This window comes from Chryseobacterium sp. SG20098 (assembly GCF_031844745.1).
Classification (GTDB): domain Bacteria; phylum Bacteroidota; class Bacteroidia; order Flavobacteriales; family Weeksellaceae; genus Chryseobacterium; species Chryseobacterium cucumeris.
This window is the reverse complement of record NZ_CP134622.1, coordinates 4497667-4521805: the sequence shown is the minus strand read 5'-3', so window position 1 is coordinate 4521805 and position 24139 is coordinate 4497667. Positions and strand designations below refer to the sequence as shown.

Sequence of the window (24139 nt, the reverse complement as noted above, 5' to 3'; positions counted from 1 at the left end):
AATTTTAAAACCTTATTAAGGATTTGTAGAGAATATAGAACCGTTTGCAATCAGCGCTCTTCTGTTCATTTTCAGGATATCTCTTACCCATTCTGCAAAATCTTCCGGCTGTAATACTTTGTCAGGATTTCCGTCTGTAAGACCGCCCTGGATGCTCATATCAGAAGCAATAGTACTTGGAGTCAGCGTAATGACACGGATATTTTGTTTTCTCCATTCTGCCATCATGGATTGAGAAAGAGATACTACTGCTGCTTTTGAAGCGGCGTATGCAGACATATTCGGTCCCCCTTTCAGCCCTGCAGTAGAAGCTACGTTAACAATATCACCTTCTCCTTTAGCTTTCATAAATGGATAAGCTGCCTTAGCTGCATAATACACCCCGAAAAGATTGGTTTTTATAACCTGCTCCCAAGTTTCAGAAGGCATTTCTTCGATAGAACCAAAGTCTCCGATTCCTGCATTATTGATCAGAATATCAATTCCTCCCAATTGTTCTGCTAAAGATTCTATTCCAGCTTTTACCTGAATTTCATTGTCTACAGAAAATACTGCGTAGGCTGAGTGTACTCCTAATTTTTTGATTTCTTCAACCGTCATTTTAAGGTTCTCTTCGTTTCTTCCTGTAATGGCAACGTTTACTCCTTCATTGGCTAAAGCTAACGCTACAGCTTTTCCTAGTCCTCTTCCACCACCTGTTACAATGGCATTTTTTCCGTTTATATTCATAGTAATGATACTTTTCTTGATACAAAGTTACGAAAGAACATTTTTATGAGGCCGCGAAAACACAGATTTAACTTATATTTTATACAACCACAAAAATCACAAAAGATGATTACTACAGATAATATTTAAAAGTTACAATCATCCCGTATAAAAGTTAACATAAGATGAAAACTTAGATTTTTATAAAACTTAAGTGCGCTTCTTATATCCAAAGTATAGCTTAAAAACTTTTGTGACTTTTGTCGTTTATCTAAACCTCGATAACAATTAAAACCGGCTCATAAGAACCGGTTTCAAAATCTAAAAAAGGTATAGTAAAAAAATAAAAGCTTAAGGAATCTGGATGGCGTTCTGAACTTCAAATTCTTCTGAAGCGGAGAATTCATTTCCATACATGTCAACAGCTTTCACCTCAACTTTATGTTTTCCTAATGATAATTTCTTAGGAAAATCCGCTTCCCAGATATGCTTTGACATTTCAGGGTTGGAAGGTCTTCTGCCCGGAAGAATTTTCTCTGTAGAATCCCATTTGAAAACAGAAAGAGCAAAATTCGGGTCGATGGTTTCATCGTACTTCATTTCTTCCCATTTTCCACCGTCTATTCTGTATTCTACCTTGTCTTTTTTGCTTCCCATGAAGAAGTTAGCCAGTACTTTGGCAGAGGTTCTTGACGAAGAAATCACTTTCGGAACATATAATTTGATCTGATAGTCTTCCGGTTTTCCGGCTGTTCTGTACTTAACTTTATACTGATTGTCTGTAAAACTGATGAAAGAGTAACCTTTCGCAGTCCCGTCTCTCATGGTTGAGGTAGGAAGTCCGGCTTCATCCGGTGTTCCTGAATACCAGTCGCCACAAGTAGTTCCTACGTTATATTCGTGTAATTCTTTGATTCCGTTCCAGCCTGCTTTTTTGCCGTAGAAAATCTGCTGCTGGATATGAGTATGTGCTGACAAAAGCAATACATTCTGGAAAGGATTCAGAAAATCAAATAATTTCTGACGGTCCGCATTTCTGAAGTTGTCTTCATTATTATGTTCCAATGGAATATGGAAAGAAATGACGATCAGTTTATTTTTATCAACCAGTTTCAGATCATTTTCGATAAACTGAAGCTGGTCATCACGGAATCCGCCCCAATACCCTTTGCCGTCTCTCGGGTCCGGATAAAGAATATCATCTAAAATGATGAAGTGTACATTACCGTAGTTGAACGAGTAATTGGCAGGACCAAAATTAGATTCAAATGTTTCATCGGAAAGCCTGTCTTCCGTTGCATCATAGTTCATGTCATGATTTCCCATCACATTATACCAGGGTAGTCCGACTTCTTTCATCACATCAGCGTAAGGTTTCTGAAGACTTAGGTTGTCTCCTACCAGATCTCCCAGACTGATACCCAATACTGCATTTTTCTTTGTATTCTTTACTTCGTTTACGATTCCTCTTTTGAAGTAATCCAGTTCTTTTTCTGTGTAAGGCTGTGGATCACCGAAAACAAGGATGTCAAAATTTTTGTTTTCGTTTTGCTTATAAAGCGGGAAGTTCAGTTCTTTGGGAAGGTCTCCTGTGGGAGCTACTCCTTTGTATTTAAAATCTGCAGGAGATCCATTAGGTTTATGATTATAATAGAACTGTGGAAGATTGTTTGCATTTAAAGCAGTCTGATACCCTGAAGGCTTGATCACAAAAATAGTTTGATCTTCCTGAACCGGAAGACTGTATCTACCGTTTTTATCCGTAAGAACTACCTGCACTCCATTAGAGACAGCTACGCCTTCAATTCCTTTTTCACGGTTTTCTTTCTTTTGATTTTTGTTGAGGTCTTCGAATACATATCCTGAGACAGAATTCTGTGCGAGCGCCATCGCTGAAACCAGCATACAAGGCATGATATATTTTATATTGATAGTCATAATTTTTAAAATCTTTAAATTATTTTTTAATCTTTCAATAGACACTTTTATTTATTCCACCACATTTTCACATTGATATTGTCTCCTCCCATCGATTGTACGGCTGCGTTATAATTATCTGTATTCATCACTTTTGTAGCCGTAGGATACATGAATCTTACAGGCATTTGCCCTCCGTTCTGAAGCCCTCCGTTATTAGGGAGTACAGGAAGTTTTGTACGCCTGTATTCATACCATTGCTGATGGTCAATAAAAAACAGGGATATGTATTTCTGAAGCATAATTTTCTCCAGAGAGCCGTCATACGCCACTTTAGGATTACTGAAGTAATTGGCAGGAACTGTTGCTCCCCATTGTTCGATTATAGATTTCACCCCGGTTTCGTAATAGGTCTGCTGATTTCCTGCAATAATTCCTTTATTAACCAATTCTGCCAGGATAAACTGTACTTCAGAATAGGTCATGATTAAAATCTTTAAAGGTGCTTTCGCCAGATTCTGATTAAGGTTGGAAGGCTGATAGTTGAAAGATGTTCCCAAAGCGTATCCTGAAGGAGCTCCTTTATAACCAAGATCTTCTCCTGTTCCTGCTTTCGCTTTTGTGAAAAATAGGCTCAGTCTTGGGTCATTATTATCTTTCATGGCATTCACAAAGAATTCACCTGCAGCCCTGGAAGCGGTAAAATCCTGTGGGCGGGCTATTGGCGGCAGGTAGGGAGATATTCCGGAAAGCGGCAGCACTGCACTGTCTGTATTATTCTGAAAAATGGGATATTGAGCCGGATTATTGATAATTTCCTGAATTCTTTCATAGACATTTACTTCTCCGTTTCGGCTTAGAATTCTGGTTAATAATCTTAATGAAAGAGAATTACAGAATTTTTTCCATCCTAAAATTCCGGTCTGGCTGTTGGTATTGGCATTATAAAACAGATCGGTTTCCGTTAATACCTGATTGGTATTGAATAACGAGTTGGCTGTTTTCAGATCATTTAACAGCTGAATGTAGATATCTTTCTGCTTATCATATTTTGGTCTTAAAATATTTTCTTCAACTTTAAGCGCTTCAGATAAAGGTATATCTCCGAAAGCATCAGTAAGGTTGGAGGCAATCCATGCATTCAGGACCATTGAAATAGCAAGGTAATTATTATTCTGTTCTTTGTCTGCATATTTTCTGAGATCATTTACCTGCTTAAGCCATCTGTAAGAAGTATTCCAGTATCCGTTACCACTTTTTTCATCCATATAATATCTGCTGTAGGAATTTCCTTCATTGGGAAAGTCTAAAGCAATCTGCATCATATCAAAAGTGAAATCATCTGCTCTGTTATAGCCGTAACTCGCCATTTCATACTGAATGGGAGCAAGAAGGCTTCCAACGGAAGGGTCTTTAATCCTGCTGGTATCTGTATTGAACTCCTCGAAAGTTCTGTCACAGGATTGAAGCATGAAAACCGAAACTGCCAATGTCAGATTTATAATTATTTTTTTCATTTTTAAAATTTAGAATTTAAGATTTAACTGAAAACCAACTGTTCTTGCTGCCGGGAGTTGTCCCATTTCCACTCCGGGAGTAATGGTTGCATTATCCAACGTAGCCACTTCGGGGTCAAACATTGGAAATTTGGTCCACATCCACAGGTTCTTTCCGAAAATGGCAATGGTAAGATCATCCAGACCTATTGATTGTATGGTTTCTTTCGGGAATGAATAGGCAATTCTTGCGTCTCTCAGCTTAACAAAGTCTGTGCTGAAGCTGTTGGTTTCCACATTGGCCCTTCTATAATAATCTCCGTAATAAGAAGATACCAGTACTCCTTTTGTATTCGTACTGAACGATCCGTCAGGATTTTGGACAACACCGTCTCCTACAATCATTCCGCCAGGATTATCTCTTCCCGGAAGGGTAGATTTCAGCTTACCCTGTTCAGACATTTTATGATGTGACTGAGAATAAGCAATACCACCGTACTGACCGTCAAATGAGAAACTGATCGTAAAGTTCTTGATTCGGAAATCATTCTGAAGACCGGCTCTCCATTTCGGGAACGCATTTCCTACTTTTTCAATATCTGCTGGTCTTGCAGGAAGTCCGTTATCGCCATAAATTACTTTTCCATCCGGAGTCCTTAGTAGTTTAAAGCCATACATATCGCCCAATGAACCTCCTACTTCCATTTTATAGAACACTACATCTCCTACGTTGGAAACAATACCGTCAAAGCCTTCAGGTAAGGTCATCACTCTGTTTTCGTTGGTAGACCAGTTTCCACTAACTTTCCATGAGAAGTCTTTACCTTTTATGGCTAAGATATCCGCTGAAAGTTCAAGACCTCTGTTTCGGATTTTTCCGGCATTGATGATCCTTTTGGAATATCCGCTTTCTGTAGGCATCGATACAGGAATAATCTGGTTTTCACTGAAATTCTGGTAGGCAGTAAGATTAAGGTTCAATCTGTTTTTGAAAAGGCTGAAATCCATACCGGCTTCAATATTGGTATTTTTTTCAGGTTTAAGAGATGGATTATTAAAAGTGGTAGGCGCCACTACACTCCCTGTAATATTACTTGCTGTATAATAGTTATCCAAAAGATAAGGATCACTGTCTATCCCTACTTTTGCCCATGAAGCTCTCAGTTTCCATAGGTTCAGATTATTGCTTTTCAGATTAAAAATATCTGATAAAATGAAACTGGTACTCACCGAAGGATAAAAGAATGATCTGTTTTGCTTCGGAAGCGTAGAGCTCCAGTCGTTTCTTCCGGTAATATCCACAAATATTTTATTGTCATATCCCAGAGTAAGCAATCCGTACACACTGTCTACATGTTTATCTCTGGGTGCCGGATATTTAACCGGAATAGAAAGTGCGTTGGTAAGGCTGTATTCTCCTGCTGTTTTCAGTCCGATGGCCTGATAATCATTAAGCAGGTATTCATTATAACGAATGCTTCCCCCTGCTGACGCTGAAATGCTGAATTTATTCCAGTCTGCTTTATAAGAAAATAAAAGGTCGTTATTATATTCCTGGTTTTTGATAAACTGTTCTCTGTAGAAACCTTTCAGGTAATTGGCAGAGCTCCAGGGTCTTTTGGTCGTTCTTTTTTCATTCAGGATTTCAATTCCTGACCTCAGCATTACACTGAAATTCTTATTAAACTGATAATCCGCTGTGATATTTCCTGTAATAGTCTTCTTTCTAACTCCATTCAGCATTTCATAAGCAATCATATATGGATTGTCAATATAGGAGCTGAACGGATGGATTTGGTCAACCTGCTCCTGCCCCGGCTTCCAGATAGGCTTATACCACTCCAGATCTACATTGGGATTCTGGAAGATCATGAAATAGGAAATCGACTGGTTGTTGTATCCTGTTGCAGGAAGATTATCACTGGTAGTAGTGTTATAGGCAAATTTTGTTGATATTTTTAATTTTTGGGTAAGCTGATGGGCAAATGACAAAGCAAAATTGAACCTGTCGAAGCCTGTATTTGGCATCATCCACTCATTATTAAGGTAAGTAAGTGAAGATCTGAAGCTGGTTTTCTCGTTGGAGCTTTCTACGAAAATACTGTTCGAGTAAGTAGAACCTGTTCTCCAGAAACCTTTAATGTTATTTTCATAAGGTCTCCACAATTGTCTTTCCTTGCTCTGCCCCATTACGTTAGGATCGTATTGGAAATAATACTGTCCGGCGAATTTAGGACCAAAAGCACTACTGGTTCCTCCGGTATTTGGTCCATCCGGAGAAAGGCCATAAGAATAGTAGAAGTTTCCTGCTGTATTGGTTGCCAGTGTTCCCTGCCCGTATTCGTATTGCCAGTCCGGCCATTTCAATACAGAATCAAAGCTTGAGGAAGAGTTAAAAGTAACCCTCAGTTTTCCGTTTTTAGTTTTTCCGGATTTTGTGGTGATCATTAAAGCTCCGTTGGCAGCGCGTGATCCGTATAATGCGGCTGCAGAAGCTCCTTTCAATACTGTTACGGATTCAATATCATCCGGGTTGATGCTGTTCAATCCATTTCCAAGATCGATGGGAACGTCACCTCCGGAACCTGCTCCATATGCAGCCGTACCGGAACCTGTGGTAGAATTCCCCAATGGCACTCCATCCACTACAATAAGAGCGTAGTTGTGATCCATCATAATGGATTTTTCCCCTCTCAAAGTAATTCTGGAAGTTCCCAACGGCCCTGCTCCGGCCGTCTGGATTTTAAGACCAGCGACTTTTCCTTCCATCGACTGTGCCCAGTTATTATTCTGGGTTTCTTCAAATGTTTTGGCATCTACTTTCTCAGCAACATACCCTAAGGCTCTGTCATGCCTCTTGATTCCCAAAGCAGTCACTACTACTTCATCAAGTCCTTTAATGGTATCTTTTTTAGCTTTCTGCTGAGCTGCCAGATTAACGCTAACCAATCCTAACAGCGACAAAACCAACAGTTTTTGTGTCTCTTTACGCATTTCCTTTTTGTTTGCGCAAAATTAGAACGACATTACAAGGAACGTCTTAACACAATTTTAACGTTTCTTAAAAATTCATTAAACCAAATATTAATCAAGCCTTAATAACATTGAGTAAACACCTCAATAATAAACACTTAGGCAATTAAGTGTTTTTAATACGGTGGTAAGGCTGTATTTATGTATCTTTATTGTCTTTCTTTGAGATAATACCACACGAAACAATCAACACACTGAATAACAATATATTAAAACAAAATCTAAGCACTTGATTCTTTCATTAACTCTTAAAAAGAAGGGCTTAGCTTCTAAAAAAAGCAGCCTGCTTCCATATAAGAGGCAGACTGTATAAATTATTGGTTATTTGTAGAGATGGTTAAAAAATTTCGTTTGACCACCCCGTTAAAAATTCTTTGAATTTTCGCCACCCCTCCGGAGGAGGGAAATATTTTGTCCTTCAGTTGTTATATTTCTGAAGATGTTAAATCTATTTATTCTTCAACTGATCAGGAATATTGGTTGTTACGAATCCTATTCCTTGTTTTTTCAATTCTTCGTAAACAGCAATGTCATTTACGGTCCATGAATTGGTAATTAACCCTAATGCTTTTGCATCAGCAATCCATGTTGGGTTTTTCTGGAAGACGCTGTAGTGGTAATCCATACCATCCAATCCTTCTTTTTTGATCTGCTCAGGTGACAGTTCACCGTTCAGATATTGTACTTTAAAAGACGGAGCCAGTTTTTTGATCTCTTTACAGATATTAAGGCTGAAAGAAATAAACTCACTTTGAGATTCCAGCTTCATATCTTTAATCATTTTGATCGTTTTCTCCGTGATTTCATTTTCTATTTCAGGAGTTTTCGCTGGCTTGATCTCAACGATCAGCTTCAGAGATTTGTCTTTTTTCCCCTGTTTTAAATAATCTTTTAAGGTCGGGAATTTTTCTCCGTTGGATAATTTCAATGCTTCCAGTTCTTTGAAAAGAGTTTCTGAAATTTCCATTTTACCATGGTGTTCATCATGATTGATCACCAATACACCATCTTTTGTCATTCTTACATCAAATTCCGCCCCATATATTTTTAATTTCTGGGCATTTTCCAATGATTGAATTGAATTCTCTGTTGTTGGAGGCTGAGCCTGGAAATATCCTCTATGGGCAATAATCTGGGTTTGTGCTTTCATCATAACTGTACTTAAAACTGCTAACCCTAAGATAAAATTTTTCATAATATAATTTTAAATTATTAAAATAAAGTCGTGAAACTTCCTGATAAAGGTAGTTATTACAAAATAAAAACCAAAAGACATAAAAGATTTACTGATTAAAGCTAGGTGAGATTTACCATAGCCTGCTCAATTTCTTTTATGTCTTCAGTGGTTAAAAAAGGTAAAAGTTAGAAACTGTATTTCGCACCGATCTGGATCTGGTAAGGATTTCCTGTCAGAGGAACCAAACCGCCTCCACTTACGTTTTTGGTGTATTCGTACTGCATCGTATCTTTATTGAACTTGGTTACCTTATACAAAGAAGTATTTGAGTATGATTTGTTTACCCCCCATTCTTTGTTAAGAAGGTTGGCTACGTTGAAAATATCAACAGAAAGTTCAAAAGCTCCCACTTTATCGAATTTAATTTTCTTGGCAACACGTACGTCCCAAACACCGTAGAAACCGTTTTTACCTCCGTTACGCTCTGCGATTCTTCCGTTATATTCATTGATATAATCTTTCAGGGCCTGCCCTACCTGCGGATCATCCAGTATGGATTTGGTAAGATTCGGGAAGATAAAAGCAAGATCGTTGGAATCTACGAAGTCTCCGTTGATGTTTCCTCCTGTGGTTGCTGAGAAACGCGTTCCTCCGATTCCTGAATACCTGATCCCCAATGTAAATCCTGCAATGGTAGGAGAGTTTCCATAGATCACGACTTTGTTTCTGAACTGGTTGTCAGAATAGGTCATTCTCAAATCTCTAGGATCACTCTGAATCATGGTAGACAATGTTGCAGAGTTGGCTACGTTTCCGTTGTATGAAGTATTGTCTTTGATATCAGACCATGTATAACTTGCGGTGATTTCTCCATCTTTCCAGTAGCGGTAACTTGTATCGATTACGAATGAGAACTGGTTTACTTTACCATCGCTCACCAATTCCAGTACTCTTCCGAAATTATTATTGATTCTTCCCTGTTTCCAGTCGAAACTTACACTGTTATTGGCATTATTGGTAATAGCTCCTGTAGGAATAAATACTCCCCTTCCACCTTCGTTAGCCAGTGTAAAGAAAGGATTGGCCACCATGTTTCTGTCGTAATAATAGTAATTGTTTCTACCTAAAGCCATATATCCTGCAATTCCTGCTCTGAACCTTTCATTGAAGAAATGGGTATAAGAGATATTGGCTTTATAAACGATCGGGATCTTTGCATCCTTACCGGTATAGTTGATCGTCGGAATCTGCTTCTGGGAAAGTGACGGAACCGTATTATAATCATCTCTATAGCTGTTGAAATCCGGGAACGGAACATCTTTACCCGTTACATCCACAGTAGCCAGATGTTTTCCATCAAATACAAGGTTATTGATGATCATATAATTGTTGATATCGGAAGAGAAAATTCCGGCACCGAACTTCAGGAAGTCTTTATTTCCTTCATTGATGTTCCAATCAAACTGGAATCTTGGCTGGATGACAAATGATTTGATCTGGTTATCCGTTCTGATTCCCATTTCATCAAACAGTTTCTGGTTGAATTCTGCTTTCGGGTAACCACCGTAATCTAATCTCAAACCAGCCATTAAATCAAGTCCTTTAGCTACTTTGGTCTGGAATTGCCCATAGAGACCGATGTTCCAGATATTTGATCTGACAGACGGATCGGCCACCAAAGGAACTTCTCTATAGAATCTGTAAGGTGTCATGGTCTCAAAATTGCTCATTCCCTGGAAATGGAACCTTCCGTTCACCTCACTTCCGTATACCGATTTTGCTGTTGTATACATAAGGTCTGCCCCAAACGTATATTTTACCTTATCTGTATTGTAATATAAATTATCTACAATCTGGAACACATTATTTCTGAAGCTTTCCTGAGCAAAGCGGTGTCCTCCGATCTGAATATTCGTAGATCCCGTACTGGAAGATACTCCTTCAACAATAGCTCTCGGTACAGGTTTTCCTAATTGATTGTTCTGGTAACTGTCCTGGAAAGTATAGAGATACTGCGCCTTTAATTCGTTGGTTAAGTTAGGTCTCAGATTTGATCTTAAGGTCAATAATAAACTGTTATCAAGGTTTTTATCATTCCCGTAAGATTCAAAAAAGTTGATATTGGTATTGTCACCCAATCCGTTTTTGTTAAGATCGTAAGTAAAGTTATTTCTGAGGGTTAATAAGTTCTTTTCATTGATCTGCCAGTCTAGACGTAAGAAACCGGCATCAGAGTTTCTCACTTTATCAAAAGTTCCGAACTGGGGGCTGCTTCCTACTCCATATTTTGCTCTTGCAATATCCAGGAACTGATTAAGCGTCTGCGTAGTTGTGTTGAATCTCTTCTCATCATCCGGAGATTTGATATCAGCAATTACTAAAGGTCTTGAATCCAGCTGATGATCCCATGCTACGAAGAAGTGTAATTTATTTTTAATGATCGGACCTCCCAATGAAAATCCGAACTGCGAAGTAGAGAAGTCATTATTTCTTTTGTTTCCTCTGATGTCATATGGACTGGAAAGCCAGTTTGTTCTTAAATATTCCCAGGCACTTCCGGAAAATTTATTGGTTCCTGATTTGGTAACAGCACTTACTGTTCCTCCTCCGCTTCTTCCCAATGTAACATCATATTGGTTGGTAGTGATTTTGAATTCACGGACCGCTTCAATGGAGATGGAAAATGGTGCACCGCTTCGGCTCGTTGTTGATCCTGCAGAAGTAGGATTTTTTGCGGTCATCCCGTCAATCGTAAAGTTGGTAGAAGATCCAAGCTGGCCGGAAAGGTTTCCTCCTTTTCCGCTTAACGGAGATAGTTCCGTAAGATTGGTGAAGTTTCGTCCGTTCACCGGAAGCATGCTGATGTTTTTCGCAGAAATTGCGGTAGCTGCTCCCAAGTTTCCGATCTTGTTTTTAAGGTTTCCTGTAATTTTTACTTCCTCAATAGTCTTCTCGTTCCCCAGATCCATATTCACGGTCACCTGATCTCCGAAGTTGACATTATAACCTTCTTTTTTATCATCATTGACAATAACCGTGTAAGGCCCGCCAAGAGGAATTTCTTTAAAAATATATTCTCCTTTTGAGTTGGTTTCCGTTTCCGTTCTGAATCCTGTGGACTCGTTCACGATCGTCACTTTCACTTTTTCCTGAGCCGTACTTCCCGGTCCGGTAACTTTCCCTACAATAGAAGCCTGCGTGGTCTGTGCATAAGCCATTGTCCCAAGCCCTAAAAACAATAATCCCAGTACAATCTTTACTTTTTTCATTTCTTCCGAAGATCTTTATGATTAATTTTTTGATGTTCGCCAGGAAACCTCTTTGGTTTTCATTATGATAGATCATTATGAGGTTTCTTTCAATCAGATGTGCAAAGGTATTTTGACTTTAAGAGCGGGGTGTTTAAGAAAGTTTTAACATTTTTTTAATTAAATCAGAACGTTATGTTAAATTAGTTTAAACATATGTTTTATGTTATACAGAACCAATCTGTTAAAGCATATTAAGCATTTTTAATTTTCCTATCTATTTTATTCTGTTATTTTCTAAATGCAATTACTTTAGTTATTTTTGCTCAAAAGATAGAAAAGCAATGTCTGAAAACATTCAACAAAAGATAGAACAGCTCCGCAAAGAGCTTCACCAGCATAACGAAAATTACTACCAACTGGATACTCCCACCATTACAGATTATGAATTTGATATGCTTCTGGAGGAGCTACAGGATCTGGAAGCCAGGTACCCAGAGTTTTATGATGAAAATTCTCCTACCGTTCGTGTAGGTGGCGGTGTTACCAAAGTTTTCCCTACGATTCAGCATAAATTCAGAATGTATTCTCTGGACAATTCCTATGATTTTGACGATCTTGAAGACTGGGAAAAGAGAATCATCAAAACGATTGACGATCCGGTAGAATTCGTTGCTGAGCTGAAATACGACGGTGCTTCCATTTCTATCCTTTATGAAAACGGAAAACTGTCTCAGGCGGTTACGCGTGGTGATGGTTTCCAGGGGGATGAAATTACCCCAAACGTGAGAACCATTTCAGATATTCCTCTGACTTTAAAAGGTGATTTCCCTGCTCATTTTTTTATGCGTGGTGAAATTTATCTGACCCGAAAAAACTTTGACAAAATTAATAAACTTCGTGAGGAAGATGGTCTTGATCCCTTCATGAATCCAAGAAATACGGCCAGCGGAAGTCTGAAAATGCAGGACAGCGCTGAGGTAAGAAAGCGTGGACTTTCTTCTGTATTATACCAGTTTATTTCTGATGAAGTTCCTGCGGAAACCCATTGGGAACTGCTTCAGAAAGCTCAGAGCTGGGGCTTCAAAACCTCCCAGCAGGCCAAATTATGTAAAACAATGGCTGAGGTACAGGAATTTATTACTTTCTGGGACACAGAACGTCATAATCTGCCATTTGAAATTGATGGTATTGTTTTAAAAGTGAATTCACTACAGCAGCAGAGACAACTTGGCTATACGGCCAAATCTCCGCGTTGGGCTATGGCTTATAAATTTAAAGCGGAAAAAGTAGAAACAGAACTTCAAAGCGTTTCTTATCAGGTGGGAAGAACCGGAGCTATTACTCCTGTTGCTAATCTTAAACCTGTTTTACTGGCCGGAACCATTGTGAAAAGAGCTTCTCTGCACAATGAAGATATCATCAAAAAGCTGGATCTTCATGAACATGATTTCGTGTATGTAGAAAAAGGAGGTGAAATTATTCCGAAAATCGTAGGGGTAAACACAGATAAAAGAACTGAAGAAAGCAAAGAAATTGAATATATCAAACATTGTCCTGAATGTGGTACCGAGCTGGTAAAAATTGAGGATCAGGCCATCCATTTCTGTCCGAACGAGCTTCACTGCCCGCCACAGGTTGTAGGAAGAATGATCCACTATGTTTCCAGAAAAGCTTTGAATATTGATAATCTTGGAAGTGAAACGATTGAACAGCTGTACAGAGAAAGACTGATTGAAAATCCTGCCGACTTCTATGTTTTAACAAAAGAACAGCTTCTTCCACTCGAAAGAATGGCTGAGAAATCGGCTCAGAATATCATCACAGGAATTGAAAAATCCAAAGAAATTCCTTTTGAAAAAGTTTTATACGGAATCGGGATCAAGCATGTAGGGGAAACAGTTGCCAAGAAACTGGTTAAAAACTTCCCGACGATTGAAGAATTAAAGAATGCTACGGTAGAAGAGCTTTGCCAGGTAGAAGACATCGGAGCAAAGATTGCACTAAGCATTGTCGATTTCTTCCAGAATTCTGAAAATGTATTAATGATCGAGCGATTGAAATCTTACGGAGTACAGCTTGAGAAGGGAGAAAGCACCAATGAAGTATTATCGAATGTTCTGGAAAGAAAAACATTCCTTTTCACCGGAAAATTGTCATTATTCACCAGAGAAGCTGCTGAGGAAATGGTAGAAAAGCATGGCGGAAAAAATATTTCTGCGGTTTCAAAAAACCTCAATTATCTTGTAGTAGGTGAAAAAGCAGGAAGCAAGCTGAAAAAAGCACAGGATATCGGAACAATTGAAATCCTGGATGAGCAGCAGTTTCTGGATTTGATTGAGAAACAGTAAGAAAATCAAAATAATATTAAATAAACCATTAAGATATTGTCTTAATGGTTTATTTTTGCCTTTTTAATTAAATAAGCTACTAAACTAATCCATGAAAAAACTCTACTTAATTATCTTTATGATATTTTTTGCCATATTTCAGGCACAAACTGTCAATATTACTGATACCAATTTTATGACAAAATTATTGAGCGCTAACAGTAATACTAATCAGATAGCTAAAAATTTAGCCGGAACATGGACTAAGATTGATCTGAATAATGATGGGCAAATTCAAGTATCTGAAGCTATAAATCTTAGTTATCTTGATTTATCATCTTCTCCGAATACAAATTATATGTCAAATCTTTCAGGAATTGAAAGTTTTATTAATCTAGTTTCTTTAGATCTTAACAGAAACAATCTTACAAACATCAATTTAAGCCTTCCTAATCTAGAAAAATTAGTTGTAAACAACAATGGTGTTGCTTCTCTTGACATTCAAAATTGTCCTAAATTAAAAAATTTAGATATTTCTAACCATGGGTTTACTGCATTGGATATACAAAGTACATCTCTTAAAAATATTGTTGTGGGAGTAAGTTCAAATCCGTTTAGTATGACCTTTCAAAATCTTCCGAATTTGGAAACTGTAATGATGTTTAAAGCTCCTATCGTTTCCTTGGATTTAAGCAATAAACCTACTCTTAAAAACGTACGTCTTGAGGAAATGGATATTTTAACAAGCCTGAACTTACAGGGTTGTAATATGCTGAATGAAGTGCAGCTTACAAAACTTTACGCCTTACCTTCTTTAAATCTTCAGAACTTACCTGAATTAAAAAAAGTATATTGTACGTATGGATCTAATTTGCAAAGTATAAATTTAACTAATAGTTCAAGTATCAATACCTTACAAATCTTTAATAATAAATTATCTAGCATCGATATCAGTACACTTAATAATCTGGTGGATTTTAACATCAATAATAATATGTTAACCTCATTGAATGTAAGCAATCACAATCTATTAGAAAGTCTGGAATGTGGGTTCAATAATATTAACAATCTTAATCTCCAAAATACTCCTGCTCTCAAAGTTCTTAACTGCTCATCAAATATGCTGCAAAATCTCAATTTACAATCCTCTCCTCTATTAATGTCATTAAATTGTACTAATAATAGCCTCACAACCTTAGATCTTTCAATGTTATCAAACTTAAACAGCTTAGGTTGTGGAGGTAATAATTTACAGACTTTGGATATTACTCATAATCCACTTTTAACAAGCATAAACTGCAGCTCCAATAATTTAAAATTTCTTTTTGCAAAAAATGGAGCATTACAAGCCCACATGTGTAACTTTAGCTCTAATAATTTATTAAAGTATATTTGTTGTGATCCGAATCAAATTGATAATTTCGCGTATTACGTTAACTATAACGGAATTAATTCTGCTGTTGTAATTAATTCTTACTGTTCTTTTACTCCGGGTGGTAGTTCTTACACAATTCAAGGAAATACAAAATATGATAGTAATGGGAATGGATGTGACTCCAATGATTTAAATAAAGCATTGCAGCAATTTAATATTACTAATGGATCTGTGTCAGCAACTTTTATTGCCAACAATTCTGGAAATCATTCTATTGCTGTAGGAGCCGGAACCCATACACTAACTCCCGTTTTAGAAAATCCTGCCTATTGGACAATTTCACCAAGTTCTTTGACAGTAAATTTCCCATCCCAAACAAGTCCATTGACTCAAAATTTTTGCTTAACATCGAACGGAACCCATAATGATCTTGAAGTCTTAATTATTCCTACTACGGCTGCCGTTCCGGGATTTGATACAAAATACAAAATTATTTACAAAAATAAGGGAACAGTTGCCCAATCCGGAAATGTTGTTTTCAATTTCAATGATAACCTAATGAATTTCCTGAATGCAACCGTTTCTCCCGATACCCAATCCACAGGAACTTTGATCTGGAATTTCACCAATCTTCTTCCTTTACAGCAGAAAGAGATCACAGTAACATTGAAATTAAATACACCAACACAGGCTCCACCGCTAAATGGAGGTGATATTTTACATTACACAGCACAAATCAATGGAGCTACAGACGAAACACCTGCTGACAATACCTTCACATTGAACCAAACGGTTGTTAATTCTTTTGACCCGAATGATAAGACTTGTCTTGAAGGAACTACTATTGCACAAACCCAGGTGGGAGACTATGTACATTACCTGATCAGATTTGAAAATACAGGAACAGCCAATGCACAGAACATTGTGGTAAAAGATGAAATTGACATTACTAAATTTGATATTTCTTCCCTGGTAGCGTTAAACGGAAGCCACAATTTTGTGACAAGAATTACCAATCCGAATACCGTAGAATTCATCTTTGAAAACATCCAACTCCCTTTTGATGATGCCAATAATGACGGATATGTTTCATTTAAGATTAAAACAAAATCGACCTTAAATATCGGGAACAGCTTCAGTAATACAGCCAAAATCTATTTCGATTACAACCATCCGATTATTACCAATACTTATACGACAAGCGTTCAAAATGTATTGGCAACAGCAGAAATTGATAAAGAAAACCAGAGTATTTCTGTTTATCCTAATCCTGCAAAAGATGTTTTAAATATCAGATCCAAGCAGGAAATCATCAAAGCTGAAATCTATGATGCGACTGGAAGAATTATCAGCTCATTAAGTGTAACAGGAAACTCAATTTCTGTTTCTGAACTTTCTAAAGGAAACTATATTCTAAAAGCTTTCACAAAAGACAAAGTAATTGTACAGAAGTTTATTAAGGATTAAATTTATAAAATGAATAACAAAGAAGGCTGTGATAGATTTCACAGCCTTTTTATTTATTAAGAATCAATATTTTCAGGTATCTTCGGAATATATATAATCTTGTTTACTTAAAAACAATAATAGTATACGGAGCGTTTTCTCCTGATTTTGGCAGGATCAGCCTGATATGTTCCCTATTCTTGTAGTAATCTGTATAAAGCTCTTTGGTGATAATCTTTCCTTTCTCGGTTTCTTTATACCCGGCAGCCAATATCAGTTTAAGATACTGCTCATAGTCTTTTTTGTCATTAAACTCAAACTCAATCCGATCTTCATACTTTTCTTCTTTGTATTCAAACTTTCCGATTTTCGAGCCATAGTCTGGAGCTTCGTATTCGGTTAAAAGGAAGCTTAAGCCCTCAGTTCTGTCATAAAACTTGAACTGAAGCTGTTTCATTTCCTTTTTAAACTCCTCCATTGTCAGTTTGTTGAAGCCTTTAAGCTGTTCTAATGTGAATGTCTGAGCAGACGCCTGAATGCTTAGTAAAACTGAAAATAATAGGAGTCCTAACGTTTTTCTCATTTCTATTTTTATCGCAAATATAAAATAATCCTTATGAAACCGGTAGTCTGAAATAAAATGTACTTCCGTTATTCAGAGAACTCTTCACTCCTATTTCTCCATGTTGCTTTTCAATGAAATTTTTTGAAATAGCCAAGCCCAAACCTGTTCCATTTTGGTGTTCGCCGGGAACCTGAAAATAACGGTCAAAGATCTGGCGGTGGTATTTTTCATCAATTCCGCTTCCGGTATCAATAATACTGAACTGAATAAATGCATTGAGTTTTTCTACCACGATCTTAATATTTTCATCCTGAAAAGAGTGCTTCACCGCATTGGTCAGGAAATTATTCATTACCCAAACGGTTTTATCAAAATCTGCGGTCACCGCATCATTGTCTTCCAGAAGATATTCTGTGCTGATGGAGATATTTTTCTGCTCCGCCAGTTTTTCAACATTCTTTACAGCAGTCTGTACAATTTCTTTTGGGGAACATTTTTCTACGGTCAGTCTGATATTTCCGGATTCTACCTGAGAAAGATTCAGCAATTCTCCAGTGATATCCAATAAACGCTGCCCGTCTTCATTGATACTTTTCAACAATTCCTGCTGCTGCGCATTCAGTTCTCCGAACTTTTGGTTTCCAAGAAGCTGAACACCCATTTTGATCGCTGAAATCGGAGTTTTCAATTCATGGGAAATGGTTGCAATGAAGTTGGTTTTGGCAAAATCAAGCTCTTTAAAAGGCGTAATATTTCTCAACAAGATTACCTTTCCGATATTTTTTTTCTCCTTTTCCCCTGTTTTTACAATATTGATCGGTATAATATCCTGTTCGAAATAATTTTCCTTGTTATCACGGACAATCTTAATCGGATCTTTTACAGGATGGTCGATATTTTTCAGCAGTTCACGCATCAGATCATTATTGATGGCTACTTCATGAGCCGTTTTTCCAATAATATCTTCCTTATGGAGATTCGTGATCTTTAAAGCTTCATCATTGATCATGTAGATAAAATGATTCTCATCCAGACCAATTACCGCATCATGCATATTATTGACCAACGTTTCGATCCGTTTTTTATCCATCAGCTGCTTGGAAAGCGTGCTGCTTTCGTACTCCTGAAGTTTCTCCGCCATGGTATTGAAGGAATCTGCCAGACTGTTGAATTCTTCACTTCCTTTAAAATGAACCCTCTCGCTATAGTTTTTATCGGCAATCTGTTTGATACTGAAGGTCAATTGATTGATAGGCTCTGCAATGGTTTGCGGCAAATTGAAAAGCAGGATAAAAGCAATCAGAAAGCATACAGTACCTAAACTTACGATCCAAAAAGTAGCATTTTCTGCTGTTATAATCGCAATGTCACTTTTCCGTTCTATCCCCTTCATATTCAAGGACATGATCTTCGAAAGATCTTCACGGATAAGCTTTTCTTTATTGATATCGGGAGCTTTAAGGTAGCTGTTGAAATGCAGATTCAGATTCTGAGTGGCTTCTTTTTCTCCAAATTCTGTAAGGTTCTTTTCCTGAAGCTTATTATTTTTTCGAAAATCTGCTATGGCAACGGTACTGTCTGTACTGATATTATCCAACGCCAAAAGCATATTTTTGGAAAATTCCAGGCTGTTGTAATTGGCCGTAAGGATCTTTTCAGTATCGGATTTTAATTTATTGATGTATACAGAACCTATCACTGAAAGCAGAACGATCAGTAAAAATAAAAGGCCCACGCCTAAGGTAAGTTTCGTTTTAAGTTTCATTACTTTTAAGATAAAATAATAATATCTATCTGTCTTTCATTCAGCCTGTTCATAAGGGTATAGATCCAGCTGTATCCCAACATTCGCCGCCAGAAACTGGCGTGAGGTTTTCCAATACAGACCGTTGTGATGTTATGAGCAATCACATATTCCAGAATCCCGTTGTGAACACTGCTTTCTTTGATGCGGACTACTTTGGCACCTAATTCCTGTGCTAAATTAAAATTATTAATTAAATACCGTTGTTTGTCCAATGCAATTTTTTCCGGATTTTCAGAAGGCTTCTGAACGTACAAAACAGTCCATGGACTGTTATAGTAGCTGGCTAATCTGGCAGTTTTACGGATAATTGTTTTGGCAATCTTCTCATTACTGCTGATGCAGGCCAGGAATTTTATGGGCTTAAAATTTTCGGTTTTGATCTCTGTCTCTACCTTTCTCTCCACGTGGGTGGCTACTTCTTTTAAAGCCAGCTCACGAAGCTGAAGAATATGTCCGCTTTGAAAGAAATTGCTCAGAGCGGTCTGAATTTTTTCCTTTTTATAGATTTTTCCTTCTTTTAATCGGGTCAGCAATTCATCTGCGGTAAGGTCAATATTGACTACTTCATCTGCTAGCGCCAGTATTTTATCCGGAACCCGCTCTGTTACTTCGACTCCGGTAATTTTCTTAACCTCTTCATTCAGGCTTTCGATATGCTGGATATTCATGGCACTGATGACATTGATCCCGTTATCAAGAATTTCCAGCACATCCTGCCATCTTTTTTTATTTTTAGAACCTTCTACGTTGGTATGGGCAAGTTCATCTACCAGAACCACTTCAGGATGTTCGTTGATGATAGCCTGAAGATCCATTTCTTCAAGATTTTTTCCTTTATAAAAGACTGATTTCCTTTCAATTTGAGGAATTCCTTCTACAAGATCTTCAGTTTCTTCACGGCCATGCGTTTCAATATAGCCAATCTTTACATCAATGCCATTTCGCAAAAGGGAATGCGCTTCCTGGAGCATACGGAAGGTCTTTCCTACACCTGCACTCATCCCTATATAAATTTTGAATTTTCCTTTACGGGATTTTTGAATCAGTTCTAAAAAATCTTTTGCTGATGACATTGATTTTATTGTTTTTAATTTTACTTTAAGCACTATTCTCTGTGACTAAACCGATATTAAAACCAGACCGCTAAACTTGACGTTATAAAGAAATTTCCTTTTTTAAATTCATCATTTTTAGCAAAAATGGCATCTTTTGAAGTAAAACCTCTCGCTTCTGTACGGAAAACTACATTTTTGAATATGGCATAGTCTACATTGAGAGAATATCCGAAGGTCTGAAATCCATTGGGAGTTTCTGTACTGATAATCACGCCGTTTTTATCATTATAATATTCCAGTCTTCCCGCTAATGCCCATTTGTTGTCCAATTGATATTTCATCTGAACATTCGGACTGTACCAGATATTATACTGCTCGCTTCCTTTTGATTTCTGCTCAGCGCCAATATCAAATCCCAATACAGCCGAAAACTGATCTGTTATCTGAAAGCTTCCGTACAAATCATGGAAGTAACGCATTCTTTTGTCCTCTTTTGCTTTATCATTCCCTATGAATGAACTGCTGTTCAGGGTAATTTTATCAGTTGGTTTATAGGTTACCTGGTGACCAAAAGAAATACTCTGGTTTCCCTCAGGTTTGGCAATACGTTGCCATCCGTTCAATACCAATCCGCTTACAAACCATTTTCCATTATCTGAGGTATAAGAAATTTTGGCTCCTGTTTCGAAATAAGGTGAGTTTTCAGCGGCCAGACTTCTTGTCAGATTAACATTGTCTTTTCCTATGGCACTTTCCCATCCAATATGGGAAGGCATGATCCCTGCATCAATCCATAAGTTTTTATTTTTTGATAATCTGATTCCAACATTGGCTTCGTTTACATAACGTAGTGCATTTTGTTCGGCAGCCATATTATCCTGAGCATAAGTTCCTGCCATTAAAGCAACGTTGGCACGGATATTTTCACTCTGGTAATTGGCTTTAACCAATCCCAGACTAAGATTCATTTCATTATGCCTGTTATAGGAATACAAAAAGTTTTGACGAATATGATTACCTGGTTCATTAAAATCATACGTATAAAAAAGTTCTGCATAAGCGGAAAAGGTCACTTTATTACTTGTTTTTAATGAATCTGATGATTGGGCTTTTGAGAAAAATATTCCCAATACGGCTCCTATAACTAAATATTTTTTCACTTTATTTTTATATTATTTAAGAGGATAAGAAGAATTTAGCTATTAAGAAAAGATAAGGATTTACCAGCGAATTATAAATGAGAAATATTTTAAAATCGTAGATTTTTTTGTGTAGCTCCTTCAATCATCTTAATGACTTCAATTCTTCTTTTTATCATTGTATGATTTGAATTATTTTAATTGATCTAAAGCAATATTAAGCTTCAGAACATTTACTTTTGATGGTCCGAAAAGTCCTAAGAAAGGCTTTTCAGTCTGATTATTAATTAAGCTTTTGATCTCTTCCTCTGAAATACTTCTCACTTTTGCAATTCTTTTTGCCTGGTATAAAGCCCCTTCTTGAGAAATATCCGGATCCAGTCCGCTTCCGCTGGCGGTTACCAATTCTACAGGAACTTTAGCATTACCCATTTCAGGATTGTCCATTTTTAAAGTATCAATTCTTTTCTGTACAATTTCCAGATATTCTTTATTGCTTGGACCTTTGTTGCTTCCTCCACTTCCTGCTGCGTTATAATCGACAGAGGATGGACGACCGTGGAAATATTTTTCAGACTTAAATTCCTGCCCGATATTGGCATAAAACTTCTGCCCTTTATTGTAAACAATTTCTCCGTTTCCTTTGTTAGGAAGTATTTTAGAACCTCCATAAACCACTGCCAGATAAATACCTGTAACTAGCAACATTACAAGAGTTAATCTGAATGCTGAAACAATATGATTTTTCATTTTTTTAATTTTAATAGAATAAACTGATTACCAGATCAATGATTTTGATTCCGATGAACGGAACGATTACTCCGCCTAACCCATAGATCAAAAGGTTTCTTCTTAATAATGCACTGGCACCGATGGGCTTGTAAGCAACTCCTTTCAACGCCAGCGGAATCAAGAACGGAATAATCACCGCATTGAAAATAACCGCTGATAATATGGCTGTTTCAGGACTGTGAAGATTCATAATGTTCAGCTTCTGAAGAGAAGGAATAAAAGTGATAAAGAGCGCCGGAATAATGGCAAAATACTTTGCTACGTCGTTTGCAATACTGAAAGTGGTCAACGTTCCTCTGGTCATCAATAGCTGTTTACCGATTTCTACAATTTCGATCAGCTTTGTAGGGTCATTATCCAGGTCTACCATGTTGCCGGCTTCTTTAGCAGCCTGCGTTCCGCTGTTCATCGCAACACCTACATCTGCCTGGGCTAGTGCCGGAGCATCATTGGTTCCGTCTCCCATCATCGCTACCAGCTTACCTTCCTGCTGTTCCTTTTTGATATAATTCATTTTGTCTTCAGGTTTAGCTTCGGCAATAAAGTCGTCTACCCCTGCTTTTTCAGCAATGAATTTTGCAGTCAGAGGATTATCTCCTGTTACCATTACCGTTTTCACTCCCATTTTTCTCAGTCTCTGGAAACGTTCCTGAATTCCGGTTTTGATGATATCCTGAAGTTCGATCACGCCCCAAACTTTTTCATTAACAGCTACTACTAAAGGAGTTCCTCCGTTTTCAGAAATTTTGGTTACCGCATCCTGGGTTTCCTGCGGGAAGATATTCCCGGCTTTTTCAGTCAGTTTTTTTATTGTATCGTAAGCTCCTTTACGGATTCTTGTTTCATCAAAATCAATTCCTGAAGTTCTTGTTTCTGCAGTAAAATCGATATAAGTAGGGTTAGCAACTAATAAATCTTCAGGTTTTAAAGCACTTAGTTCAATAATAGATTTCCCTTCCGGTGTTTCATCCGCTACAGAACTTAATGCAGAAGCTTTAATAAATTCTTCAAGCTGAATTCCATTCGCAGGGTGAAATTGAGTTGCTTTTCTGTTTCCGATGGTAATTGTTCCGGTTTTATCCAAAAGCAATACATCAATATCTCCTGCAGTTTCCACTGCTTTTCCACTTTTAGTAATCACATTCGCTCTCAGCGCTCTGTCCATCCCCGCTATCCCGATTGCAGAAAGCAGGCCTCCGATGGTTGTCGGAATAAGACAAACGAAAAGAGATATAAATGCCGCTATGGTAATCGGAGTCTGCGCATAGTCTGCAAAAGGTTTTAAAGTGAGGGTAACAATAATAAATGTAAGCGTGAATCCTGCTAAAAGTATGGTTAATGCGATTTCGTTGGGTGTTTTCTGTCTTGACGCTCCTTCTACAAGAGCAATCATTTTATCTAAGAAGGATTCTCCGGGTTTTGTGGTTACTCTTACTTTAATTCTGTCTGACAATACTTTCGTTCCTCCTGTTACAGAACTTTTGTCTCCACCCGCTTCACGGATAACAGGTGCACTTTCTCCGGTAATAGCAGACTCATCAATGGTAGCAAGACCTTCAATAATCTCACCATCCATCGGAATCTGATCTCCGGCTTCACAAAGGAAAATATCACCTAAGGTCATTTCAGCAGACATCTTCAGCCTTGTTTCTACCTGAAATCCCGGCTTGTTATCAAGTACCAGTTTGGCCGGAGTTTCTTCCCTTGTTTTTCTAAGGGTATCAGCCTGCGCTTTTCCCCTTGCCTCTGCAATAGCTTCTGCAAAATTGGCAAACAAAACGGTGAAAAATAAAATTATAAATACTAAAAAGTTGTAGGAAAAGCTTCCCTGGGTTTTATCACCGGTAAGGCTGAACATGCTTACGATAAACATGACGATGGTTCCGATTTCTACCAGGAACATTACCGGATTTTTAAACATAATTTTCGGATTCAGCTTTACGAAGGACTGTTTTATCGCTTCGTTGACCAAATCTCTTTGAAACAATGTTTGTGACTGATTTTTCATTTTTTTGAAAGAATTTATATCATTGTAAATCAATAGTAACCAT

At 37.5% G+C, this 24139-nt stretch carries 14 protein-coding genes; 2 read left to right on the top strand and 12 right to left on the bottom strand.

Annotation, left to right across the window (positions count from 1 at the left end; all coding sequences use genetic code 11):
* Positions 1-15: 15 nt before the first annotated feature.
* The 6 genes from RHP76_RS20780 to RHP76_RS20755 all read right to left on the bottom strand — a co-directional run bounded on the left by RHP76_RS20780 (position 16) and on the right by RHP76_RS20755 (position 11600).
* The gene (locus RHP76_RS20780) at positions 16-729 is read right to left on the bottom strand and encodes a 3-ketoacyl-ACP reductase (protein ID WP_062676455.1); all 714 of its coding nucleotides are present in this window, start codon (positions 727-729) and stop codon (positions 16-18) included.
* A gap of 330 nt (positions 730-1059) precedes the next feature.
* Positions 1060-2622 carry a calcineurin-like phosphoesterase C-terminal domain-containing protein gene (locus RHP76_RS20775; RefSeq protein WP_311230272.1) on the bottom strand — a complete coding sequence of 521 codons (1563 nt, stop codon included), beginning with the start codon at positions 2620-2622 and terminating at the stop codon, positions 1060-1062.
* Positions 2623-2693: 71 nt separating this feature from the next.
* Positions 2694-4142, bottom strand: coding sequence for a SusD/RagB family nutrient-binding outer membrane lipoprotein (locus tag RHP76_RS20770; protein ID WP_123278194.1), 1449 nt, complete (start codon positions 4140-4142; stop codon positions 2694-2696).
* Positions 4143-4151: 9 nt separating this feature from the next.
* Positions 4152-7115: a SusC/RagA family TonB-linked outer membrane protein gene (locus RHP76_RS20765; protein ID WP_311228941.1), complete on the bottom strand. Its 2964-nt coding sequence runs from the start codon at positions 7113-7115 to the stop codon at positions 4152-4154.
* A gap of 487 nt (positions 7116-7602) precedes the next feature.
* Complete coding sequence (locus RHP76_RS20760) at positions 7603-8349, bottom strand: glycerophosphodiester phosphodiesterase family protein (RefSeq protein ID WP_311228940.1); 747 nt, start codon at positions 8347-8349, stop codon at positions 7603-7605.
* Between the two features lie 167 nt (positions 8350-8516).
* Positions 8517-11600: a TonB-dependent receptor gene (locus tag RHP76_RS20755; protein WP_311228939.1), complete on the bottom strand. Its 3084-nt coding sequence runs from the start codon at positions 11598-11600 to the stop codon at positions 8517-8519.
* 323 nt (positions 11601-11923) lie between these two features.
* On the opposite strand from RHP76_RS20755, the gene ligA reads away from it, so the two are divergent.
* Together ligA and RHP76_RS20745 are read left to right on the top strand one after the other, a co-directional pair.
* Positions 11924-13930, top strand: a complete 2007-nt coding sequence (gene ligA, locus RHP76_RS20750) for an NAD-dependent DNA ligase LigA (protein WP_311228938.1) — start codon at positions 11924-11926, stop codon at positions 13928-13930.
* Positions 13931-14021: 91 nt separating this feature from the next.
* Positions 14022-16751, top strand: a complete 2730-nt coding sequence (locus RHP76_RS20745; RefSeq protein ID WP_311228937.1) for a DUF7619 domain-containing protein — start codon at positions 14022-14024, stop codon at positions 16749-16751.
* A 103-nt stretch (positions 16752-16854) separates the two neighbouring features.
* Here RHP76_RS20745 and RHP76_RS20740 read toward each other — a convergent pair whose 3' ends face one another.
* From RHP76_RS20740 to kdpB, 6 genes are all read right to left on the bottom strand, one after another.
* On the bottom strand, positions 16855-17313 hold the full coding sequence (locus RHP76_RS20740; protein WP_311228936.1) for a hypothetical protein: 459 nt from the start codon (positions 17311-17313) through the stop codon (positions 16855-16857).
* Between the two features lie 31 nt (positions 17314-17344).
* Positions 17345-19060, bottom strand: coding sequence for an ATP-binding protein (locus tag RHP76_RS20735; RefSeq protein WP_123278203.1), 1716 nt, complete (start codon positions 19058-19060; stop codon positions 17345-17347).
* Between the two features lie 5 nt (positions 19061-19065).
* On the bottom strand, positions 19066-20175 hold the full coding sequence (locus tag RHP76_RS20730; protein WP_288442594.1) for a sensor protein KdpD: 1110 nt from the start codon (positions 20173-20175) through the stop codon (positions 19066-19068).
* A 56-nt stretch (positions 20176-20231) separates the two neighbouring features.
* A complete protein-coding gene (locus tag RHP76_RS20725) occupies positions 20232-21317 on the bottom strand; it encodes a porin (RefSeq protein ID WP_311228935.1) in 1086 nt (361 codons plus the stop codon).
* A gap of 171 nt (positions 21318-21488) precedes the next feature.
* Positions 21489-22046 (bottom strand): potassium-transporting ATPase subunit KdpC, encoded by a 558-nt coding sequence (gene kdpC / locus RHP76_RS20720; RefSeq protein WP_120232939.1) that lies wholly within the window; start codon positions 22044-22046, stop codon positions 21489-21491.
* A 10-nt stretch (positions 22047-22056) separates the two neighbouring features.
* Positions 22057-24096 carry a potassium-transporting ATPase subunit KdpB gene (kdpB, locus tag RHP76_RS20715; RefSeq protein ID WP_120232938.1) on the bottom strand — a complete coding sequence of 680 codons (2040 nt, stop codon included), beginning with the start codon at positions 24094-24096 and terminating at the stop codon, positions 22057-22059.
* Positions 24097-24139 lie beyond the last annotated feature (43 nt).

Excerpts from the sequence above, each read along its gene's own strand:
- kdpC (WP_120232939.1), bottom strand. The coding sequence starts at position 22,046 with ATGAAAAATCATATTGTTTCAGCATTCAGATTAACTCTTGTAATGTTG.
- ligA (WP_311228938.1), top strand. The coding sequence starts at position 11,924 with ATGTCTGAAAACATTCAACAAAAGATAGAACAGCTCCGCAAAGAGCTT.
- kdpB (WP_120232938.1), bottom strand. The coding sequence starts at position 24,096 with ATGAAAAATCAGTCACAAACATTGTTTCAAAGAGATTTGGTCAACGAA.
- RHP76_RS20775 (WP_311230272.1), bottom strand. The coding sequence starts at position 2,622 with ATGCCTTGTATGCTGGTTTCAGCGATGGCGCTCGCACAGAATTCTGTC.
- RHP76_RS20760 (WP_311228940.1), bottom strand. The coding sequence starts at position 8,349 with ATGAAAAATTTTATCTTAGGGTTAGCAGTTTTAAGTACAGTTATGATG.
- RHP76_RS20730 (WP_288442594.1), bottom strand. The coding sequence starts at position 20,175 with ATGTCATCAGCAAAAGATTTTTTAGAACTGATTCAAAAATCCCGTAAA.
- RHP76_RS20740 (WP_311228936.1), bottom strand. The coding sequence starts at position 17,313 with ATGAGAAAAACGTTAGGACTCCTATTATTTTCAGTTTTACTAAGCATT.
- RHP76_RS20745 (WP_311228937.1), top strand. The coding sequence starts at position 14,022 with ATGAAAAAACTCTACTTAATTATCTTTATGATATTTTTTGCCATATTT.
- RHP76_RS20735 (WP_123278203.1), bottom strand. The coding sequence starts at position 19,060 with ATGAAACTTAAAACGAAACTTACCTTAGGCGTGGGCCTTTTATTTTTA.
- RHP76_RS20770 (WP_123278194.1), bottom strand. The coding sequence starts at position 4,142 with ATGAAAAAAATAATTATAAATCTGACATTGGCAGTTTCGGTTTTCATG.
- RHP76_RS20755 (WP_311228939.1), bottom strand. The coding sequence starts at position 11,600 with ATGAAAAAAGTAAAGATTGTACTGGGATTATTGTTTTTAGGGCTTGGG.
- RHP76_RS20765 (WP_311228941.1), bottom strand. The coding sequence starts at position 7,115 with ATGCGTAAAGAGACACAAAAACTGTTGGTTTTGTCGCTGTTAGGATTG.
- RHP76_RS20780 (WP_062676455.1), bottom strand. The coding sequence starts at position 729 with ATGAATATAAACGGAAAAAATGCCATTGTAACAGGTGGTGGAAGAGGA.